The sequence below is a fragment of the Paenibacillus agaridevorans genome (assembly GCF_003112455.1).
Taxonomy (GTDB): Bacteria; Bacillota; Bacilli; order Paenibacillales; family Paenibacillaceae; genus Pristimantibacillus; species Pristimantibacillus agaridevorans.
On sequence record NZ_BDQX01000101.1, the window covers coordinates 1 to 5,615 of the forward strand.

The following is a 5,615-nucleotide window of genomic DNA, read 5'->3' on the forward strand; positions in this document are numbered from 1 at the left end:
TCGCCAGCATGCGGTCGCGGTCGATAGAACCCTCCGGCAGCTCCTCGGCGGGAGCCGTAAGCGATTTAAACATCTCGACGATCCAAGCCAGTTGCCCCACAGGAGAATCAGTAAGCCCGTATGCCAGCGTGTACGGACTTTTGGACTGGATCTGCAGATAGCCGTCGTTAAAGCTCTCCATGCTCGCCAGCCGCTGCCGCTCCTCCTCCGTCAAAGCCTCCAACTCGCCCTCTTCGCCCGACGGGAACGTGAGCAGCGCGTTCATATGGATGCCGATAAGACGCTCCGGCGCCAGATGACCCAGCTCAGGAGCGATGAAAGCGCCCGTGTCCCCACCTTGTACGCCGAAGCGATCGTAGCCGAGACGATCCATTAATTGAAGCATCGCCTCCGCGATTCGGCCAGGCGTCCAGCCGGTCTTAGCTAGCGGAGCGGAGAAGCCAAAGCCCGGGATAGACGGAATGACGAGATGATAGGCGTCGCTCGGATCTCCCCCATGAGCTGAGGGATTGCTGAGCGGACCGATGACGTCAAGGAACTCCACGAACGATCCCGGCCAGCCATGCAGCAGCATAAGCGGCTTGGCATCCGGCTCCGGGGATTGAATATGCAGGAAATGAACATTTTGCCCGTCGATGGACGTCATGTAATGGGGAAGGTCATTCAACGCGCTCTCCTGGGCACGCCAGTCAAATTCATGTTGCCAGTAGCTCGTCAGCTCCTTCAAGTACGGGACCGGCACGCCACGCTCCCAGCCTGTTTCCGGCAACTCCGGATAACGGCTGCGAGCCAGCCGATCCTTCAAGTCGGCAAGTTCAGCCTGAGACACCTCGATGCGGTATGGGCGGATTGCTTCATTATTGTTCGTAGTGTTCATGGACCATTCTCCTCTCGATTGGCGGGTACAAGAGAAGAATACCAAACTAATTATGACATTAAGGCTGTCATAATTAAAACACAACTATTTATCCGTATACATACCCAACCTTGTATTAGAGTCCGGAAGCTCCACAATTTTCGCATATCCGATCCGCTCCGAGCGCAGCCTTGCAGGAAGGACAGGTTTCGCTTGCCGCAGCCGCAACTACTTCATCATCTCCAATGTGAGTGTCAGCTTTGCCCGTTTCTTCGAGAGCCATAACTTCTCCCGATTCCGCTGCGTTGACCACAATTACTTCCGGTGCTGACTCTCCAAGCGTATGCTCGAATTTATGACCGCAGGTGGAGCAGTATTTCGCTTCGAACGGCAATACTTCCCCGCAAACGCAATCCTTCTCAGCCTTAATGATTTTTATTTTATTCTCCAGCTGCACAATTTCGAGTTGGATAACATTGATCGTATGGCTAGCTGTCTGAACCAGTTCCAGAGCGGATGCTGACTGACCGGTTGTATGTGCCTCATATACCGCTTTGCCAATTTGTGCATAAAGCTTTTCGATCTCGCCGCGTTTGCTTGAAATTTGCGCGTGCAATCGTATAACCTCGACGGAATCCTTGGCCTTATCCGCTGCTTTCGACGCGCCTTCTTTTAGTTTGTCAAAAAAACCCATTGCAATCCTCCTCTTGTTCCCTAAGACATTGTATAAATCTATATTACATCATATTTTCGGCAATTATCTATGATTATTGATTATCAGTAATCTTGAACAAAAAAAGGCCCGGTCCACTCGACATCGAGCGAACTGGGACAGAGATATCCCTGTATTTGGAATGATTGCTGAATACGCATTATGGGGTTATACTATGTGCATACTCTTAAAGAGTATCCACATAATCATTCCACATAATCATCACACCTACCCATTTGTGAATACAAATAATTACCAAATATATCAAGGAGGTCGTTAATGCATGAACACCGATCATCCAAAGGCGATAGACGTTATCCATATATTAATGAGATCAACCTATTTCATTCAAAGAGAGTTTCAATCCCAGTTAACAACGTTTGACACACCTTTTCCACTCACAGGTCCCAGGCTGCGTCTACTTTCCGTCGTTGCGGAAACCGGGAAAATTCGCATGAATGAATTAGCTGCTAAATTAGGTATCAAAGCACGAACCGTTACCGATTTTGTTGATGCTCTTGAACAGGATAAGCTCCTCGTCCGTATTCCGGATCCAACTGACCGGCGAGCCACGCTGATCCAGCTTACGGAGCTCGCTCAGTCCAATATTGAGCAAGCCCTTATTTACCAAGATAAAATCGCAAACAAGGTGCTGGAAAATCTTTCTGTAGAGCAGCAAAAGCAATTTTTCGAGCTTCTATTGCAACTAATCAAAGATAAGGATATTTCCGATACATGCGAAGAGGCAAAGAAATAGACCTGTTCACATTAGCGAGCGGTGATGTTCACAAGTATTCAGCTATTTCCCCTCTAGCTCGAGGCACTCCATTGATATTGAAAATTATAGAAGCCCGATTCCAATTCCAGAATAATCCGGTAATCGTAGAGTGAGATGATCCGTACCCCTTCTGCTTCATCAAGCCGTACGCCTTGCTCCGTCACCCGGTCCTGAAGCGCGTTCGGCAATTCAAGCGTAGCCGTCGTATTCGGGGGAATCGTCACTTCTATGTTCACCGCCCCGTCCACGACTTTCCAACCGGAAACAATCTCCCCATACATGGATTGAAAGGTCGCTTTGGCGTAACTAAGCCCATCATTAGGAAGCGGCTTGATTTGAATATGCTTGAAACCCGGTCTGTCTTGGGACGTGTCAATGCCTGCCACGAAGCGATATAACCATTCCCCGATCGCTCCAAATGCATAATGATTAAAAGAGTTCATATCCTTGCTCCAAAATGAACCATCCGATTTCCGTCCGTCCCAATGTTCCCAGATCGTAGTGGCGCCATTTTGTACGGAATAAAGCCAGGACGGGTATTCGCGGGATAATACAAACCGATAAGCCAGATCGTTTCTCCCGATTTCCGAAAGCGTCGGGCAAATATAAGGTGTCCCGAGAAATCCCGTAGTCAACTTATACTCCGATTCTTCAATTAACCGAATAAAGTCCTTCTCCACTCTTTTGCGTATCGAACCTTCCACCAAGCCGAAGTGAAGAGCTAATACGTGTGCCGTTTGAGTAGCGGCTACCAATCTTCCCGTACTCGTAACAAACTCTTTATTAAAGCTGACGCGAATGTTGGCGAATAACTCCTCGTACATGGCCGCATCCTCGTGTTTACCTAACACCAAGGCGGATTTGGAGAGCAATTTTGTAGAATAAGCGTAAAACGCAGTCGCGATAAAGTCCTTTGGCGTCGAACCTGTATAGCTTCCCGCCGGAGCATCCAACGCTAGCCAATCCCCGAATTGAAAACCGTTATTTCGAAGATATTCCTGTTCCCCCGAACTCCGCAAAAATTCGACCCATGCTTTCATGCTATCGTATTGTTCTTCTAACAGGCGCAGATCTCCATAGCATAGATAAATCGTCCATGGACAAATAACCGCAGCATCCCCCCAACCGGAGGCGGAATGCATCTCCCACCCCGGCAACGTGTCGGGAATCGTGTTGGGTACGCCGCCGGTAGGCAATTGGTCCGCTTTCAAATCCCTCAGCCACTTTGTAAAAAAAACGGCAACATTCATGTTATGGACAGCTGTACGAACGAAAACCTGCGCATCGCCCGTGTATCCCAATCTCTCATCTCGTTGCGGGCAATCCGTAGGCACATCAAGGAAGTTTCCTCTCTGTCCCCATACAATGTTGCTTTGCAATCTATTGACAAGCGGGTCCGAACATTCGAAAGCACCCGTCTCTTCCAAGTCTGAACTGATGACATGCGCTGTAAAACATTCGGAGATCACGTCCCCCGGATAACCATTCACTTTTACATAACGAAAGCCCTGAAACGAAAATCTCGGTTCATACCGTTCATTTCGCGTTCCTTTACATATATATCGGGTCATCTGCTTGGCCGAACGCAAATTTTCAACGTACAAGTTACCGTCCGAATCCAACTCCTCGGCATGTATCAGCTCAATGACCGCTCCTGCATCACCTGATGCTGAATAGGAAACCCAACCGGTCATATTTTGGCCGAAATCCAAAATGGTCTCGCCATTCGGCGAACGCAAAACCAGCTCAGGTTTAAGCTCTTTTACGATTACTGTCGGTACGTTTTCCTGTGGGATCAGCATATGCTTGGAGCGCTCCGTCGTTTCAACGAACAACCAATTTTGATCGTCGTATTCCGGCAGACTCCAACCCTCCTTCTCGAGCCTGGCGTCATAGGTTTCTCCATCATAAATGGAAGCCATTAAAATCGGCCCCGTCTCCGCGCGCCAGGAACCGTCTGTAACGACTACCTGTTCGCTGCCGTCTTTGTAGACGAGATGCAATTCAAGCAATGCGGCCCGACGATCCCCATAAAAATCGCAGGGGTGTCCTCCTATCCTGCCTTTGTACCAGCCATCAGCGAGAGTCATTCCAATCGAATTATCGCCTTTGCGGATATACTCCGTCACGTTAAAGGTTTGGGTCTGAAGCCGTTTGTGATAACTTGTCCACCCAGGGGTAAACAATTGATCGTTTAAACGTTTGCCGTTAATCTCCAATTCATACAACCCGAGAGCCGTCGCGTAAACTCTTGCGGAACGCAAGGGAGAATACACTTTAAAAACTTTCCGCAATAAGGGTAAGGCTTCGCATGGGCGATTATGTTTCCCTGGATCAAATGTAATCCATTGAGCCTTCCATTCTCTAAAATCCAAAATACCCATCTCAAAGAAAGAGGACTCCCAGTCACTTACTCGTCCTTTCGCATCCCAAACACGAACTCTCCAATGGTAGACTTGACGAGACCTTAGCGGGTGTCCATCATATACGATGTGCACCGACTGGTCCGAGCCTATCTCTCCGGTATCCCAGATCGGATTTTCGAAATACGGATCGTTCTCAGAGACTTGGAGATGATATCCTTTTTGTCGAATTGCCCTCCCCATGCCGAAAAGCTTCCAACTAAACCGGGGGATGCGTACGCCAATCCCGATCGGATTTCCCCTGTATTCGACGCGAAGGTCTCCAATACCGAAACCATGCATTTCCGACCTCTGAGTTTTAGCGGTGAAAACGGGATCAGCCTTTGATTGCACCGGCGACGAGTCCTTTCATCATATATTTTTGTGTAAAGATAAATAAAACGATCAGCGGCAAAGTCGCCATCACGCACAGCGCAAAAATCGGACCATAATCGATGGATTGGTGATTGGCCTTAAATTGCACGATTTGTGACATTAGAGTCATCTTTGAGGGATCTTTTAAATAAAGAAGCGGACCGAAAAGATCGTTCCAGATCCCGTATATATTTAACATAATAAGAGTCCCTGTAGCCGGAAGCATAAGAGGAAAAATAATCAACCAGAACGCACGGAACTTTCCATACCCGTCAATGGCAGCCGATTCTTCGATTTCCCTTGGAATGGATTTCGTAAAACCCGAGTACATGAATATCGCCATGGGTAGCGCTCCTGCCGCGTATAACAGGATCATGAAAGTGCGCGTATCAATCAGATGCAAGGCAACTCCCATTTTAAAAATGGGGATCATGCCTGTTTGTAACGGAATGACCATGCCCGAGATAAAGAAAAAAAAGAGAAACTGAAAGA

The 5,615-nt window shown here is 48.2% G+C and carries 5 protein-coding genes; 1 reads left to right on the top strand and 4 read right to left on the bottom strand.

Annotation, left to right across the window (positions count from 1 at the left end):
• A partial coding sequence (locus tag PAT3040_RS11180) for an epoxide hydrolase family protein (RefSeq protein WP_108992722.1) occupies window positions 1-877 on the bottom strand: 877 nt, incomplete at its 3' end.
• Between the two features lie 115 nt (window positions 878-992).
• Window positions 993-1,550, bottom strand: coding sequence for a double zinc ribbon domain-containing protein (locus PAT3040_RS11185; RefSeq protein ID WP_108992723.1), 558 nt, complete (start codon window positions 1,548-1,550; stop codon window positions 993-995).
• Window positions 1,551-1,851: 301 nt separating this feature from the next.
• Between PAT3040_RS11185 and PAT3040_RS11190 the strand changes: the two genes are divergently transcribed.
• The gene (locus PAT3040_RS11190) at window positions 1,852-2,325 is read left to right on the top strand and encodes a MarR family winged helix-turn-helix transcriptional regulator (RefSeq protein WP_087567462.1); all 474 of its coding nucleotides are present in this window, start codon (window positions 1,852-1,854) and stop codon (window positions 2,323-2,325) included.
• A 53-nt stretch (window positions 2,326-2,378) separates the two neighbouring features.
• Here the strand turns inward: PAT3040_RS11190 and PAT3040_RS11195 are convergent, their stop codons facing one another.
• Both PAT3040_RS11195 and PAT3040_RS11200 read right to left on the bottom strand, forming a co-directional pair.
• Window positions 2,379-5,051 carry a family 78 glycoside hydrolase catalytic domain gene (locus PAT3040_RS11195; protein ID WP_108992724.1) on the bottom strand — a complete coding sequence of 891 codons (2,673 nt, stop codon included), beginning with the start codon at window positions 5,049-5,051 and terminating at the stop codon, window positions 2,379-2,381.
• A gap of 34 nt (window positions 5,052-5,085) precedes the next feature.
• Window positions 5,086-5,615 (bottom strand): carbohydrate ABC transporter permease (locus PAT3040_RS11200; protein ID WP_146200402.1); only part of this gene is annotated, 530 nt, incomplete at its 5' end.